This is a genomic window from Mycobacterium asiaticum DSM 44297, assembly GCF_000613245.1.
Classification (GTDB): Bacteria; Actinomycetota; Actinomycetes; order Mycobacteriales; family Mycobacteriaceae; genus Mycobacterium; species Mycobacterium asiaticum.
The window spans coordinates 1,055,495-1,070,624 of record NZ_HG964937.1; the positions used below are offsets into that span (position 1 = coordinate 1,055,495).

General features: G+C 67.4%; 14 protein-coding genes. 4 read left to right on the plus strand and 10 right to left on the minus strand.

Going from position 1 to position 15,130, the window contains the following annotated elements:
- Positions 1-17 precede the first annotated feature (17 nt).
- The 7 genes from lipA to sucB form a co-directional block, all read right to left on the minus strand.
- Positions 18-953, minus strand: coding sequence for a lipoyl synthase (lipA, locus tag BN972_RS15270; RefSeq protein ID WP_036359366.1), 936 nt, complete (start codon positions 951-953; stop codon positions 18-20).
- The gene (gene lipB / locus BN972_RS15275) at positions 950-1,639 is read right to left on the minus strand and encodes a lipoyl(octanoyl) transferase LipB (protein ID WP_036359368.1); all 690 of its coding nucleotides are present in this window, start codon (positions 1,637-1,639) and stop codon (positions 950-952) included. The genes lipA and lipB overlap by 4 nt, the downstream gene beginning before the upstream one ends.
- 24 nt (positions 1,640-1,663) lie before the next feature.
- Positions 1,664-2,179: a PE family protein gene (locus tag BN972_RS27760; protein ID WP_051545491.1), complete on the minus strand. Its 516-nt coding sequence runs from the start codon at positions 2,177-2,179 to the stop codon at positions 1,664-1,666.
- A 166-nt stretch (positions 2,180-2,345) separates the two neighbouring features.
- On the minus strand, positions 2,346-3,005 hold the full coding sequence (locus BN972_RS15285) for an RraA family protein (protein ID WP_036359370.1): 660 nt from the start codon (positions 3,003-3,005) through the stop codon (positions 2,346-2,348).
- A gap of 3 nt (positions 3,006-3,008) precedes the next feature.
- Entirely contained in the window at positions 3,009-3,761 is a 753-nt protein-coding gene (locus tag BN972_RS15290; RefSeq protein ID WP_036359372.1) for a flavodoxin family protein, read from the minus strand.
- A gap of 90 nt (positions 3,762-3,851) precedes the next feature.
- Positions 3,852-4,763: a TIGR01777 family oxidoreductase gene (locus BN972_RS15295; protein ID WP_036359374.1), complete on the minus strand. Its 912-nt coding sequence runs from the start codon at positions 4,761-4,763 to the stop codon at positions 3,852-3,854.
- A gap of 35 nt (positions 4,764-4,798) precedes the next feature.
- Positions 4,799-6,589: a 2-oxoglutarate dehydrogenase, E2 component, dihydrolipoamide succinyltransferase gene (gene sucB, locus BN972_RS15300; protein ID WP_036359377.1), complete on the minus strand. Its 1,791-nt coding sequence runs from the start codon at positions 6,587-6,589 to the stop codon at positions 4,799-4,801.
- A gap of 203 nt (positions 6,590-6,792) precedes the next feature.
- On the opposite strand from sucB, the gene BN972_RS15305 reads away from it, so the two are divergent.
- Positions 6,793-8,571 (plus strand): SDR family oxidoreductase, encoded by a 1,779-nt coding sequence (locus BN972_RS15305; RefSeq protein WP_036360960.1) that lies wholly within the window; start codon positions 6,793-6,795, stop codon positions 8,569-8,571.
- A 20-nt stretch (positions 8,572-8,591) separates the two neighbouring features.
- Here BN972_RS15305 and BN972_RS15310 read toward each other — a convergent pair whose 3' ends face one another.
- Positions 8,592-8,936: a hypothetical protein gene (locus tag BN972_RS15310; RefSeq protein WP_036360962.1), complete on the minus strand. Its 345-nt coding sequence runs from the start codon at positions 8,934-8,936 to the stop codon at positions 8,592-8,594.
- 169 nt (positions 8,937-9,105) lie between these two features.
- Here BN972_RS15310 and BN972_RS15315 point away from each other — a divergent pair, with 169 nt between their 5' ends.
- Together BN972_RS15315 and BN972_RS15320 are read left to right on the plus strand one after the other, a co-directional pair.
- Positions 9,106-9,570 (plus strand): SRPBCC family protein, encoded by a 465-nt coding sequence (locus tag BN972_RS15315; RefSeq protein ID WP_036359379.1) that lies wholly within the window; start codon positions 9,106-9,108, stop codon positions 9,568-9,570.
- Positions 9,571-9,573: 3 nt separating this feature from the next.
- Complete coding sequence (locus BN972_RS15320) at positions 9,574-11,160, plus strand: phytoene desaturase family protein (RefSeq protein ID WP_036359380.1); 1,587 nt, start codon at positions 9,574-9,576, stop codon at positions 11,158-11,160.
- 111 nt (positions 11,161-11,271) lie between these two features.
- Here BN972_RS15320 and BN972_RS15325 read toward each other — a convergent pair whose 3' ends face one another.
- Together BN972_RS15325 and BN972_RS15330 are read right to left on the minus strand one after the other, a co-directional pair.
- Positions 11,272-12,822: a leucyl aminopeptidase gene (locus tag BN972_RS15325; RefSeq protein WP_235192468.1), complete on the minus strand. Its 1,551-nt coding sequence runs from the start codon at positions 12,820-12,822 to the stop codon at positions 11,272-11,274.
- A 20-nt stretch (positions 12,823-12,842) separates the two neighbouring features.
- On the minus strand, positions 12,843-13,958 hold the full coding sequence (locus BN972_RS15330; protein WP_036359384.1) for an adenylate/guanylate cyclase domain-containing protein: 1,116 nt from the start codon (positions 13,956-13,958) through the stop codon (positions 12,843-12,845).
- Between the two features lie 42 nt (positions 13,959-14,000).
- Between BN972_RS15330 and gcvT the strand changes: the two genes are divergently transcribed.
- Complete coding sequence (gene gcvT / locus BN972_RS15335) at positions 14,001-15,113, plus strand: glycine cleavage system aminomethyltransferase GcvT (protein WP_036359386.1); 1,113 nt, start codon at positions 14,001-14,003, stop codon at positions 15,111-15,113.
- Positions 15,114-15,130 lie beyond the last annotated feature (17 nt).

Consider the following 15,130-nt stretch of genomic DNA (forward strand, 5'->3'; position numbering starts at 1 on the left):
GGATACGGACGTGCCGGTCACCCAGGTGCTGAGGTGCGCGCGGCGCGGGCCTGCTCATAGAGCCGCCCGGCCCGGTACGACGAGCGGACCAGCGGTCCGGACAGCACCCCGGCGAAGCCCAGGCCCTCGGCGTACTTCGCGAACTCGACGAATTCGTCGGGCGTGACCCAGCGTTCAACCGGGTGATGGCGTGCCGAGGGCCGCAGGTACTGGGTGATGGTGACGATGTCGCAGCCGGCGGCGTGCAGATCAGCCAGCGCGGTGCGCACCTCGTCGGGGGTTTCGCCCAGGCCGAGGATGAGGTTGCTCTTGCTGACCAGCCCGGCGGCGCGCGCGGCCGTGAGCACATCCAGGCTGCGCTGGTAGGCAAACGCCGGACGGATCCGCTTGAAGATCCGCGGCACGGTTTCGACGTTGTGCGCCAACACTTCTGGCCGAGAATCGAAGACCTCGGCGAGCCGGCCGGGGTCGCCCTGGAAGTCGGGGATCAGCAACTCGACACCGGTGGCGGGGTTGAGTTTCTTGATGGCGCGGACCGTCTCGGCGTAGAGCCAGGCGCCGCCGTCGGGCAGGTCGTCGCGGGCGACGCCGGTGACGGTGGCGTAGCGCAGGCTCATAGCCTGCACGCTTTCGGCTACCCGGCGCGGCTCGTCGCGGTCCAGTTCGGCGGGCTTGCCGGTGTCGATCTGGCAGAAGTCGCACCGACGGGTGCACTGGTCGCCGCCGATCAGGAAGGTCGCTTCGCGGTCTTCCCAGCATTCGAAGATGTTGGGGCAGCCCGCCTCTTCGCAGACGGTATGCAGCCCCTCACGACGAACCAAGCTTTTCAGTTCGGTGTATTCCGGCCCCATCCGCGCGCGGGTCTTGATCCACGGCGGTTTGCGTTCGATCGGGGTCTGCGCATTGCGTACCTCGAGGCGCAGCAGCTTGCGGCCTTCGGGTGCGACAGTCACGTCGTCGATGCTACGCGGGCGGCGTGATGTTGCCGTACCGGCAGCAGCCCGTCGAGAGCGTCGCAAACCGCGGCGGCGACCGCCGTCCGGACCTCGGCGACCGGCACCGGGCGGCGCAATTCAGCCGCCAACGACGTCACCCCGGCGTCGCTGATCCCGCACGGCACGATCGGGTCGAACGAGCCCAGGTCGCAGTCGCAGTTGAGGGCGAAGCCGTGCAGTGTCGTCGAGCGCGCCACCCGCACGCCGATCGCGGCGACCTTGCGCGCGGGCCGGCCCGGCACCCACACCCCGGAGCGTCCGTCGACTCGGCCGGCGTCGAGCCCCAGCTCGGCGCACACCCTGATCAGGGCTTCCTCGATGCGGCGCACGTAGTTGACCACGTCCAGGGGTTCGGCCAGCCCGACGATCGGATAGCCCACCAGCTGCCCCGGACCGTGCCAGGTGATCTTGCCGCCGCGGTCGGTGTCGACGACCGGGGTGCCGTCCAGCGGCCTTTCCTGCGGTTCGGTGCGGCGGCCCGCGGTGTACACGGCTGGGTGCTCGAGCAGCAGCAGCGTGTCCGGGCCGCCCGCGACGCGCGCGTCGGCCAGCTCCCGCTGCAGCTGCCAGGCTTGCCGGTACTCGATCGTTCCGAGCTGTTGAACCTCGATCGGGGCGGAGCCGGACCGGATGGAACCCGTCACCTCAGCGAGGCTACCCGCCGCGGGTCAGGGCCCTATGTACGCCGGGTAGGAAATCGGCGAAAAGGTGAGTATTTCGGAAAAAAGCGTCATGAATCGGGCCAGGGCCAGCAATTGAATGATGGGCAACAGGGGCCACAAAAAAGGCACCAAACCGAATAGCGCCGTGGCCATAACGTAGCCGGCCATTGTCTGCGCCAAGGTGTATCCGGCAACCGTGTAATAGTCGAGGACCGCGTTCGGCGACTGCAACAACGCGGCGATCAGATCCTCGGCGCTGGCATATGCCGACCCGCTCGCGGTCAGGTTCGCAACGAACTGCTGGTGAAATGCCGCAGCCTCTCGCATTACCGTCTGATATTCCTGCGCGTGCTCGGACAGATGCTGAGCGATGCTTACCGACACTTCATCCGCGGCCGCGGGGCTCAGCGCCAGGGTTGCGGGTGCAGCTAATCTGTGCGCCTCATCCAATGCGGAAACGATGTTGTCGAAATCTGCTGCGCCCGCCACCAGGCTGTCCGGTATCACGCTGACCTGTGACACTTCTGCCCCTCACTCTCACCCAATTCGAGTGTGGCACCAGACGGCACTGTGCGACTGAGTATCGGAATACTTAAATCCATGCGCCGGTGCTGGACCGATGGTGCTCCGGCCGTACCAGACCCCCACTCACTACCCCGTCGGGAAGGCGCGCCGCCCGACTGGGGCGCTAAAGCTCCCCGCTCCCTTCCCGGAGAATCGTCTGGGGGTCCTCACTTTTCAGACTCGCTTTGACGTAATCCATCTTCTCCATGATCGAACGCGCCTGGGTAAGAATCTTCGCGGCGTCGGCGCCCGGGATCACGACAGCCGTCGAACCCCTCGCGAAGATCACGTCTCCTGGGACCACCGTGACACCGCCGACCACAACGGGAACATCGGAAAGGTATGGCTGGATCTCGTTGCCCCCACCACGCACCGTCTCTCCGCGACAATAGGTAGCGAAGCCGTAGGTGTTGAGTTCGTCGTAGTCCCGCAGCATGCCGTCAGCGAGAATGCCTGCCATGCCGAGGTTTTCGACGCGGCTCAGCTTCGTCCCGCCGCCCAGCGACGTTCGCTGGTAGCCGTTGGATGCCATCACCAACACCGCACCAGCCGGCTCGTGGTTGGCGATGGCCCGGTAGATGGCCGGCCCGAGGCTGTGCTTTGCCGGGTCCATCAAATCTCGACGCACCGGTAGAAACGAGACGGTGACCGCTGGCCCGATGAGGACACGTGCGCTGTCCGGGCTGTCCAGTTCGATGAGGTGGGCGCGGTGCTGGTAGCGCAGCGCCATGGCGTCAACCACGTCAGCGACGCCGAGGCCGGCAACTGTTTCGATCAGGTCCATCGATCACCCCGGCATGTTCTGCCGCATATGGTCGATCGCAAGCTTCATCGCCGCCATCTTGACCTTGTTGCCCTGCACCATCTTTGCGTTGTGTTCCGCGATGTTGACGGTGTAGGGATTGGCGCGCAACAATTTTGCCCCGAAAAGCAGATTGGTTGCCGTCAATTCCGCATTGCGGCGCACGTAGGGCGAAAGATCGCCGCCCGCCTCGATATAACTGGCGCCGGGTCCGGCATCGCCGACCCAGTAGAGATCGGTGTTGGGCGGCACCGTGACACCAAAGTGCAGCAGGTTGGCGAAAGTATTCGCGACGCAATCATGACTGCCGTCCTCGTTGCCGGTCACCACGCAACCCGCAACCGTGCCATACAGCGGGAATTGACCGGTCCGTTCGCACATCACCGTTTTCGTGGTGCCGTCCAATCGTTCGATCACACGTTGCATCACCGACGAGCGCACTCCCATCCAGATCGGCATGGCAGGCACGATGATGTTGCAGCGCTTGATCTTCTCCAGGATCACCGGCCACTCGTCACCGTCGCCCTCATCGTTTCGAATGCCCGGTCGGACGTCGTAGTCGACCACGCGCACGATCTCTGTCTCGATATCCGGTTCGTAGGCCTTCAGCCGCTCGATTAGGAGATTGCAAAGCGCTTCGGTGTTGGAGACTTCCGGACCCTTCTTCAGGGTGCAGTTAAGGAAGAGCGCGTAGAGCGGCCCGGCCTTTTTCATATCGTAGAAGATCGATGACGTCACGCGTTTCTCCGTTGTTTTCCGTGGCGACCGGTAAGCGCCGAGAGCGAAGATACATCAGAGTCACGGGCTAAAGCGGTAAAGGCGCGGTTCTCAGTCGCCGTCGCGGCGGGCCGTGGCGTATTCGAGCGCCTCACCAATGGTGTTGTGATGGAAGCGAAAACCAGCCTTTTCCAGGGCGGTCGGAATGGCGCGCTGGCCGGTCAGCAGCCCCTCGTCGGCGAATTCGCCAAGGGCTGCGCGCACTGCGAAGCCAGGCACCGCCAACGGCGTGGGGCGGTTGACCGCGCGGCCGAAAGCGGTGGTGAACTCCGCATTGGTGACCGGGGCCGGGCCGGTCATGTTCACCGGCCCCGACAGCGCAGGGTTGGAGATCGCGAACAGCAGCGCCCGGACCTCGTCTTCCAAACTGATCCAGGACATGTACTGGCGGCCACTGCCCAGGCGGGCACCCAGGCCTACCGAGAACACCGGACGCATCATCCGCAACGCACCGCCCGCGGGCGCCAGCACCACGCCGGTGCGGGCCAGCACTACCCGGGTGCCGTCGTACTGCGCCGGCAAGGTTGCGGCTTCCCAGTCCACGCACAGCTGCGCCAGGAAACCCCTTCCGGCCGGCTCGCTTTCGTCGGCCACGCGGTCCTTGGTGTCGCCGTAGTAGCCCACCGCACTGGCGTTGATCAAGGTGCCGACGCCGGCGTCGGCGACAGCGGCGGCGAGCACCTCGGTCGGCGCGATCCGGCTGTCCCGCAGGCTCTGCTTGAACGCACCCGACCACCGGCGTTGACCGACGTTCACCCCGCACAGGTTGACCACCACGTCGACATCGGCGAGCGCGTCGGGATCGAACTCGCCGCTTTCGGGATTCCAATGCAGCTCTTCGGAATTCGCCGGGGTTCGGCGCACAATCCGCAGCACGTCGTGGTCGGCCGCGCGCAGCGCCGCGGTCAGCGCCGAGCCAATCAGGCCGGACGAACCCGCTATGGCGACAACGGCTTTGGCCACAGTTCGGAGTCCCCTTCAGCCTGCTAGAGGCCCTGCTAAAGGCCCAAGTCGGCCTCGAACGCTCCCTCTTCGAGGCGGTGCTTGATGGTGGTCAGGAACCGGCCCGCGTCCGCGCCGTCGATGAGCCGGTGGTCGTAGGTCAGCGGGAAATAGCTGATCGAGCGGACGCCGATGGACTCGTTGCCGGCATCGTCGACGATCACCCGGGGCCGCTTGACGATGGCCCCGGTGCCCAGCATGGCGGCCTGCGGGGGCACCAGGATCGGGGTGTCGAACAGGGCGCCCTGACTGCCGATGTTGGTGATCGTGAAGGTGCCACCGGAGAGCTCGTCGGGCTTGAGCTTGTTGGTCCGGGCGCGGTTGGCGATGTCGGCGATCGCCCGGGCCAGACCGGCCAGCGACAGGTCCCCGGCGTTGTGGACGACGGGGGAGAGCAGACCCTGTTCGGTGTCTACGGCGAAGCCCAGGTGCTCGGCGTCGTAGTAGGTGATCTCCTTGCTTTCCTCGTTGTAGCTGGCGTTGACGTTCGGGTGAGCCTTGAGGGCGTCGATGACCGCCCGCGCGATGAACGGCAGAAACGTCAGATTCACGCCCTCGCGCTCGGCGAAGGCCGCCTTCGCCCGTGCCCGCAGCGCCACGATCTTGGTCATGTCGATCTCGTGGGTCTGGGTGAGCTGCGCTGTCAGTTGCAGTGATTCGCGGGTCTTCTTCGCCGTGATCTGACGGATCCGGTTGGCCTTCTGGGTGGTGCCGCGCAGGTGTGCCAATGCGGACGACGGAGCCGGGGCCGACGCCTTGGCGGCCGCGGGAGCGGGGGCGGCCGGCGCCTTGGCGGGCTCCTCTTTGGGCTGTTGCTTCTTCTCCGCGGCGGCGAGCACGTCCTGCTTGCGGATGCGACCGCCCACACCGGTGCCGGTCACCTCGGCGAGGTCGATGTTGTGCTCGGAGGCCAGCTTTCGCACCAGCGGTGTCACGTAGGGCCCGCCGTCCGACTCGGACTTGGATTCCGGCTCGGGTTCCTTCTTGGATTCCGGCTCGGGTTCCTTCTTGGGCTTGGGTTCCGGCTTCGGCTCTTCCTTGGCCTCAGGTTCCGGTTCCGGTTCCGGTTCGGGTTCAGGTTCCGGTTCCGGTTCCGGTTCGGGCTTGGCCTCCGCCTTGGGTTCCGGCTTGGACTCCGCGGACCCGGCCGAGTCCGCGCTGCCGATCTTGGCCAGCTCGCCGCCCACCTGAACGACGTCGTCTTCTTCAGCGGTGATGCTGACCAGGACGCCGGCCACCGGGGACGGGATCTCGGTGTCGACCTTGTCGGTGGACACCTCCACCAACGGCTCGTCCACCTGCACGGAGTCGCCGACCTTCTTCAGCCATCGCGTCACCGTGCCCTCGGTGACCGATTCACCGAGCTCGGGCATGGTGACCGGGGTCGCGTCGCCACCACCGGACTTCTCCTGCTTGGGCTCCGGCTCGGGCTCCGGCTCGGGCTCCGGCTCCGGCTCGGGCTCCTCGCCGGCTTCCTCTTGAGCCGGCTCCTCGGCCTCGGCGGCGGGCTCCTCCTTCGACTCTGAGGAGTCGCCGCCATCACCGTCGTCCTCTCCGCCGATGATGGCGAGGTCGCCGCCAACCTCGACGGTGTCGTCCTCCTGGGCGATGATCTTGGTCAGCACACCCGCGGCCGGAGACGGGATCTCGGTGTCGACTTTGTCGGTGGAGACCTCGACAAGTGGCTCGTCGACCTCGACCGTGTCGCCTTCCTGCTTGAGCCAGCGAGTGACCGTTCCCTCGGTGACGCTCTCGCCGAGTGCCGGCATCTGGACGGAGAAGGCCATCTTTGTTGACTCCTCGAACGGTCGTCGGTCGGCGCAGGTCGACCTCTGGCTTACCACACAGTCGTGATCCGGATCCGGAACCCACGTAGATGTCAAAACTATCCTGTCACTCTGCCATCGGTCTGCTGCATTCAGCCCTTGCTACGGTGTGGCCACTGGCAGCGACAACAGGCCCAGCTGGAGGCCCAGGTAGCGGAGGTTTGATGGCGGCAACACAGCACGCACCCCAGCAGTTCGTCGACAGCGCCGACGGCCATCGGATCGCGGTGTACGAAGAGGGTAACCGTGAGGGCCCGACCGTGGTCCTGGTGCACGGCTGGCCGGACTCCCACGTGCTGTGGGACGCGGTGGTTCCGCAGCTGGCGCAACGGTTTCGGGTGCTGCGCTACGACAACCGCGGCGTGGGGTTGTCGTCCACCCCCAAGCCTGTCGCCGCCTACGCGATGGCCCGTTTCGCCGACGACTTTGCCGCCGTCATCGGCGAGTTGAGTCCGGGCCAACCGGTCCACGTGCTCGCCCACGACTGGGGCTCGGTGGGGGTCTGGGAGTACCTGAGCCGGCCCGGCGCCAGCGACCGGGTCGCGTCGTTCACCTCGGTGTCCGGCCCGGCCCACGATCAACTGGTCAACTTCATCTTCGGCGGTTTGCGCCGGCCGTGGCGGCTGCGGCACTTCACCGGAGCGCTCGACCAGGCGGTGCGGTTGAGCTACATGGCCCTGTTCTCGATCCCGGTGCTGGCGCCGCTGCTGCTGCGGCTGGCGTTCCGCAGTGCGGCCGTGCGGCGCGCGGTCGTCGACAACATTCCGGCCGACCAGATCCGCCACTCCGCCAACATCGCCAACGACGCCGCCAACTCCGTGAAGGTGTACCCGGCCAACTATTGGCGGTCCTATTCCGGCAAGTTTCGCCGCCAGGGTGTGCACGTCGTCGATGTGCCGGTGCAGCTCATCGTCAACACGCGGGACAAGTACGTGCGGACGGCCGGCTACGACGAAACGAGCCGCTGGGTGCCCCGACTGTGGCGGCGCGACATCAGGGCCGGCCACTTCTCGCCGATGTCACACCCGCAGGTGATGGCTACCGCCGTCCACGAACTGGCCGACCTGACCGAGGGCAAGCCGCCGAGCCGCGCCCTGCTGCGGGCCCAGGTGGGCCGTCCGCGCGACTACTTCGGCGACACTCTGGTCGCGGTCACCGGCGCGGGCAGCGGAATCGGGCGAGAGACCGCGTTCGCGTTCGCGCGGGAAGGCGCCGAGGTGGTGGTCAGCGACATCGATGAGGCCACCGTCAAGGAGACCGCGGCCGAGATCACCGCGCGCGGCGGCGTCGCGTATCCATATGTGCTGGATGTTTCCGACGCCGACGCGGTGGAGGCGTTCGCCGAGCGGGTCAGCGCCGAACACGGCCTCCCCGACATCGTCGTCAACAACGCCGGCATCGGTCAGGCGGGCGGCTTCCTGGACACCCCCGCCGAGCAGTTCGACCGCGTGCTCGACGTCAATCTCGGTGGCGTCGTCAACGGCTGCCGGGCATTCGGGCGCCGGCTGGTCGAGCGCGGCACCGGCGGGCACATCGTCAACGTGTCGTCGATGGCCGCCTACGCCCCGCTGCAGTCGCTCAACGCCTACTGCACGTCCAAGGCGGCGACGTTCATGTTCTCGGACTGCCTACGCGCCGAACTCGACGCGGCCGACGTCGCGCTGACCACGATCTGCCCGGGCGTCATCAACACCAACATCATCAACAACACCCGGTTCGACACCCGGGTCGACGTTGAAAAGGTCGACGACCGGCGCGGGCAATTGGGCAAGTTGTTCGCGCTGCGCCGCTACGGGCCCGACAAGGTGGCCACCGCGATCGTCTCGGCGGTCAAGAAGAACAAGCCCATCCGGCCCGTGACGTTCGAGGCCTACGCGCTCTACGGCGTCTCCCGGGTGCTGCCCCAGGCGCTGCGCAGTACCGCCCGCGCGCGGGTGATCTGACGGCCGGTCGGTCCTGCGGTTTAGACGCCCGCGGGGGCGCCTCGAGAGCGGCGCACCAGCAGCGGCCCGGCGACCGCGACCAAGCCGATCACTGTCAACGGGATCGTCCAGGCACGCCGGCTCGACAGCGACGACTCGCACGCAGCGACATAGTCGGTGTGCGGGACGATATCGTTGAGAATCGGAATGTTGGCCACGCTGCCATTGTTCGCGGCCCGGGCGCCTGCGTAATCGCTGACAATCCCGTTGCCGCAGCTAATAGTTCCGCCGTTGCTGTTCGCCACCTTCACGGGCACCAGCAGCCCGATAACGCCGGCCAGCAGAAGTACGGCGCCTACTGCAAGAATCAACCGTCGCACAGACATCATCCCGGCCTTTCAGAGGAGTGCATTCTGTCGGTTCATGGTTTAGCCGTCGGAGCACTGGGCTAAACGCGGGGCGCACTGCTGGGGCCGCGCTGTCGGGGACGTGGCACTAAATCAGCGTGGGTGGGGTACTCGGACTCTCGAAGATCTCACGCCGAAAGGATTCGCGATGACGCTGACCAAAGAACTGGCGACAGTCCGAGACGTTCAGGCGTCCCGCCAGGAGGTCTGGGACGTAATAGCCAACGGTTGGACCTACACGCAGTGGGTGGTGGGCAACAGCCGCACTCGCGCCGTGGACTCGAACTGGCCCGAGCCGGGGTCGACGATCCGGCATTCCGTGGGAGTGTGGCCCTTGGTGATCAACGACAAGACGGTCGTCGAAAGCTGCACGCCGGGAGAGGAAATCGTGTTGAACGCCCGCGTCGGGCTGATGGGCGCGGCGCGAATAACGCTGCGGCTGCACGATATTCCGCAAGGGTGTCGGATCGAGATGCACGAGGTGCCCATCAGTGGACCAGCCGGCCTCATGCCCGATCGCCTGTCGCTGCTCGCCGTCTACCCCCGCAATCGCGAGTGCCTGTGGCGCCTGGGCGCCTTGGCCGAACGCCTCAAGCCAGACGAGGTCGACTAGCGCATGGAGTCCGCCGATGCCGTCGTGATCGGAGCCGGTCACCACGGGTTGGTAGCCGCGGCGATGCTGGCCGACGCGGGCTGGGACGTGCTGGTGCTCGAGGCTCAAGCCGAGCCGGGTGGGGCGGTGCGCAGCGCCGAACTGACCCCGGGTTACATCACCGACCTGTTCAGTTCCTACTACCCGATGACGGTGGCGTCGCCGGCGATGACCGAGCTGGGCCTAGAGGAGCACGGCCTGCGCTGGTCACACGCCCCGGCAGTGGTCGGTCATCCACGGAGCGCGACCGACGACGATCCGCCCGTTCTCTACCATGACCCCGCCCAAACCGCGGCCGAATTCGGGCGGCGCGAGCCTGCCGATGCCGACAACTGGCTGCGCGTCGTGGAACTGTGGGACAAGGTCAAGTCGCCACTGCTGAACGCGATGTTGTCACCCTTCCCGCCGACGGGAGCCTTGCTACAGCTGCTGCACAAGCTCGGCACTTCGGAAGCCATCCGGCTCGCCAATCTTCTTGTGCAGCCGGCCAACTCGATGGCGCAGCGAATGTTCGATGGTGATGCACCGCGAATCATGCTGTTGGGCAACGCAATGCACGCCGATATTCCGCCGGACGCGCCGGGTAGCGGCGTCATGGGTTTCCTGATGACCATGCTCGGACAGGATGTGGGTTGGCCCGTACCGGTTGGCGGCTCGGGACAACTGACGGCGGCCCTGGTGAACCGGGCGCGCTCGGCCGGCGCCCGGATCGAGTGCAACCAGCATGTCGCCCGCGTCGAGGTACAGGGCGGTCGGGCGGTCGGGGTTACGACGGCCGCGGGACGGACGGTTCGGGCGCGGCGCGCCGTTGTTGCCGACGTGACTGCGCCGCAACTGTTTTGCCAGATGCTGCCCGCGGATACGCTGCCGGCGAGCTTGCGCGATGACCTCGAGCACTTCGAATGGGACCCCCCGGTGGTCAAGGTCAACTATGCGGTGGACCGTCGGGTGCCCTGGCGCGCGGGGAAGTTGCGCAGCGTAGGCACCGTGCATCTCGGCGCCGACGGCGACGGATTGGTGCGGTGGATGGCCGACCTGAACACGCGCGTGGTGCCCGAGCGTCCCTTCATGCTGCTGGGTCAGACCACCACCGCGGATCCGACGAGATCACCCGAAGGCACCGAAAGTGTCTGGGCTTACACGCATTTGCCCCGCGAGATAGCCGACGACGCCGCGGCGGAAAAGCTGGCGACGGCGATGGACAACGTGATCGAGGAGCACGCCCCAGGGTTCTGTGCCGGAGTGATCTATCGCGACGTGCAACGGCCCTCGGATCTGGAAGCCAGCGATGCGAACCTGCACCGCGGTGCGGTCAACGGTGGGACGTCGCAATTGCAGCAGATGCTGATCTTCCGGCCGGCGCCCGGGATGGGACGAGCCGAGACGCCGATCGAGCGGCTGTACCTGGGCAGCGCTTCGGCATCACCTGGCGGGTCGGTCAACGGCGCCTGCGGCCGCAACGCGGCGAAGGCCGCGCTGGCCGCCGACGGGGTGACCGGTTGGCCGCGGCGCAAGCTCAGCCGTGCGGTGTTTTCGCTGCTGACCAAGTGAAGTGTCGCTAGGTACCCGGCCGCTAGCCGCGCCGAGCGTCACGCTGGTGTGACACTGGGCGCCCAGCGCCACGCTGGCGTGACGCTCGGCGAGGTGAAGGGCTAGGGCTGCTCAGCCGTTGGCGACGATGTCTTCCAGCACCGCGATCATGGTGCGGGTGGGCACGCCGGTGGCGCCCTTGGGCGTCGCGCCCCACGGGCTGCCGGTGTTGTAGGCCGGTCCGGCGACGTCGATGTGCGCCCACTCGACCGAATCGGCGACGAATTCCCGCAGGAACACCCCGGCCACCAGCATGCCGGCGAAACGCTGGCCGCTGATGTTGGACAGGTCGGCCACCGTGGACTTCAGGTCGTCCTTGAGTTCGTCGGGCAACGGCATCGGCCAGCCGTTCTCGCCCACCCGCTGCGAGATTGCAGCGACGCGGTCGCGGAACTCGTCGCTGCCCATCACGCCGGGGATGCGGGCGCCCAGCGCCACCGTCTGGGCACCGGTCAGGGTGGACGTCTCGATCAGGTAGTCGGGGTTGTCCTCGCACGCCCGGACGATGGCGTCGGCGAGGATGAGCCGGCCCTCGGCGTCGGTGTTCTGCACCTCGACCGTGATTCCGCCGTACTGGGTCAACACGTCACCGGGCCGCTGCGCCGTCGATGACGGCATGTTCTCGGCCATCGGCACGGTCGCGATGACGTCGATCGGCAGCTCGAGCTCGGCGGCCAGGGCCACGGTGGCGATCACCGCGGCGGCGCCGCCCATGTCGGACGTCATGTGATGCATTCCGGCGGCCGGCTTGATCGAGATGCCGCCGGTGTCGAAGGTGACGCCCTTGCCTACCAGGGCGACTTTCTTCACCTGCTTGGCGTTTCTGGCGAGCCGGGAGCCGCGATGGATCAACCGAACCAGCCGGGGCGGCCGCGATGAGCCCTGGCCCACGCCGATCACGCCGCCGTAGCCGCCCTTCTTCAGCGCCTTATCGTCGAGCACCTCTACCTCGAGGCCCACCGATTCACCCAGTTTCCTTGCGCGCTTGGCGAATTCGTCGGGGAACAGATGGCTTGGCGGGGTGTTGACGAAGTCGCGTGCGGTGGCCACGGCGGTGGCCACGGCCGCTGCGTGCGCGGCTTGCTTCTTGGCGTCCTTTGCGGTGGAGAGCACGGTTACCTTGCGCAGTCCGGCATCTTTCGGCGCGGTCTTAGCGCTGCGGAACGCGCTGAAGCGGTAGCTGCCCAACACCAGCCCTTCCACGACCGCCTCGACGATTCCCTCGCCGGTCAACTCACCCAGTGTCGTGATCACCGCCTCGGTGCTGCCCAGCGAACGGGCCGCGACACCGGCGGCGCGACGCACCACGTCGGCCGGCCACTCGTACCGGGCCTTGCCCAGCCCGACCGTCAGCACGCTGGCCACCGGCAGCGAGGACACCACCAGCCGGTGCACCTGTTCGGCGCCGCCCTTGGCGTCCAGGGCGCGCAGGCCGGCCTCGATCTCGGCGACCGCATCGGCGGGCAGGAAGGCCTCGGCCGCGGCAACCGTGGCGGCGGACTCGTCGCTGTTTGGATCGGCGTCACCGGCCGAGACGACCGGCACCAGCAGGACCGACGCAGACACACCACGCTTGGGCAGCGCGGAAGCGACCGAGACGGCGGGGGCGTTGTAGGCACTCACGTGCAGTAACCCTAGTCGGGTCAGCCGGACGACGTTTCGTCCGCTGCGCGGGCGCGCAGTTCGAAGGCCGCGACGGGGGAGTCAAAACCCTTGAGCGTCAACGGGCCGTACGGCTCGGCCGGCCAGTCCGGCAATTGCTCGCGCAGCGCCGAATCGGCCAGGATCTGCGCCGGCCCGGCCGCCGCGACGAGCCGGGCGGCCAGGTTGACGGGGTTTCCGAAGTAGTCCCCGTTGATGGCCAGCGCGGTGCCGTGCGCGAGGCCGGCCCGCACGTGCAGGCCCTCCTGGCGGGCCCGGGGGTGCTCGACGAGATCGACCGCGGCCTGTGCGAGGCGCTCCGCGGAGGAGCTCACCCACATCACCGCGTCGCCGATGAACTTCACCACCCGCCCGCCGTTGGCGTGCACCACGTCCGACACGGTGGCGCCGAACTCGTTCAGGAGTTCCTGCAGCTCGTTGGGGGTCAGGGTCTGCGTCAATACCGTGAAGCTGGACAGGTCCGCAAAACCGATGCCGCACACCACACTTGCCGAGGTGTCCCGGATGACGCCCTCGAAGTGGGTCCGGGCGCTGGTCAGGTGGTGGCGGTGCACGATGTCGATCAGGGCGCCGATGCGCGGTACGAACTCCGCGACCGCCCGGTAGGCCTGCGCGGTGGCGAGTTCGTCGTGGGTGTAGGTCATCTGGATGTCGGGAGTGCCGGCGCGGATCATCGTCGACTCGGCCTCGGCGAGCCGGGCCATGGTGGCGCCGAGCACCCGCAACAGCCCGAAGGCGCCGTCCTCACCGACCACGCCCTTCAAGGCGACCCAGGTCTTGAGCGCGTCGACGTCGGCCTGGCTCAGCGCCGGAACCTCGGAGCCCGCGACCGTCAGGCCCAGCAGCGCCCAGGCATGGGCTATCTCGTCGGGCGAGACTCCGACCTGCTCGGCCGCCGCGGCCAGGGTGTAGATCGGCCGTCCCGACCACTGCAGGACATCGCCGGCCAAGCCGAACAGCCGGCCCCGCTGCTCGGCTTCGACCATGTCCTCGACCGTGAACCCGAGGTCGTCCAGATATTTGATGAGATCGGCCCGGCCGCGCGGATCGGCGATTCCCGCGGCCTCCAGCGCGTCGTAGTCCAGCGAGTCGGACACCTGGTCAAGTGTGCCAGCATCGCTCGATTAGGGTGGGACGCCGTGACCGCGCCTGAGCCGTTGACCGGACCATTGGAAGACCGCCACCGGGAGCTGGGTGCGAGCTTCGCCGAATTCAGCGGCTGGCTGATGCCGGTGTCCTACGCCGGCACCGTCAGCGAACACAACGCCACCCGCAACGCCGTTGGGTTGTTCGACGTCAGCCACCTGGGCAAGGCGCTGGTCCGCGGCCCCGGAGCCGCGCAGTTCGTCAATTCCGCGCTGACCAACGACCTGGGTCGGATCGGTCCGGGCAAGGCGCAATACACGTTGTGCTGCACCGAATCCGGCGGCGTCATCGACGACCTGATCGCGTACTACGTCAGCGACGACGAAATCTTCCTGGTGCCCAACGCTGCCAACACCGCCGCCGTCGTGCAGGCCCTGCAGCAAGCCGCTGAGGCCGGGTTTGGGGCCGAGCTCACCGTCACCAACCTGCATCGCGACTATGCGGTGCTGGCCGTGCAGGGACCGCGCTCGACCGACGTCCTGGCCGCACTCGGCCTGCCCACCGACATGGACTACATGGGCTACGCCGACGCCACCTATTCCGGTGTGCCGGTGCGGGTTTGCCGCACCGGGTACACAGGTGAGCACGGTTACGAGCTGTTGCCGCCGTGGGACTCCGCGGCGGTCGTGTTCGACGCGCTGGTGGCCGCAGTCGCCGACGCCGGCGGTCAGCCCGCCGGTCTGGGCGCGCGCGACACGCTGCGAACGGAAATGGGCTACCCGTTGCACGGGCACGAACTGTCCCTGGACATCTCACCGCTGCAGGCCAGGTGCGGCTGGGCGATCGGCTGGAAGAAGGATGCGTTCTTCGGGCGCGATGCGCTGCTGGCCGAGAAGGAAGCTGGCCCGCGGAGGCTGCTGCGGGGGCTGCGCATGACCGGCCGCGGAGTGCTGCGCCCGGGCCTGAGCGTGCGCGACGGTGAGCGCACCGTGGGGACCACCACGTCGGGCACGTTTTCGCCGACCCTGCAGCTCGGCATCGCGCTGGCGCTGATCGACACCGACGCCGGGATCCAGGACGGGCAGCAAATCACCGTCGATGTGCGGGGCCGCGCCGTCGAGTGCGAAGTGGTCCGCCCGCCTTTCGTCGACGTGAAGACCCGCTGATCGACGCCCGCGCAGGC